Source organism: Salinarimonas soli (assembly GCF_008386575.1).
GTDB classification, from domain to species: domain Bacteria; phylum Pseudomonadota; class Alphaproteobacteria; order Rhizobiales; family Beijerinckiaceae; genus Salinarimonas_A; species Salinarimonas_A soli.
In genome coordinates this window covers 1-255 of record NZ_VUOA01000249.1, presented here as the reverse complement: position 1 = coordinate 255, position 255 = coordinate 1, and the positions used below count along the sequence as shown (strand labels likewise).

General features: G+C 68.2%; 1 pseudogene. It reads right to left on the bottom strand.

Annotated elements, in window-relative coordinates:
- Nucleotides 1-255, bottom strand: a pseudogene (locus F0L46_RS25820) (hypothetical protein); the annotation flags it as partial.

Sequence of the window (255 nt, the reverse complement as noted above, 5' to 3'; positions counted from 1 at the left end):
CGGCGCGCCGGTATGCACCCGCACGGCCTGCCGTGGCTGCAATCGCACCGGCCGGTGAGAACCAGCAGTGACCTCACCGACGATGGGCAACACCGGGCGCGCACTCTGGGCCTCGCGCGGTAGTTCTTCTTCGGTATCAGAGGGGGCGGCGGGTTGGCGTCGAGAAGATTCCAGAGCCTGCCGGATATCCACCGAGCGCACGGCGAAGCCATCGATCGCGGCCTGGTCGAAACCGGGGATGGGCTCTGCACCCTC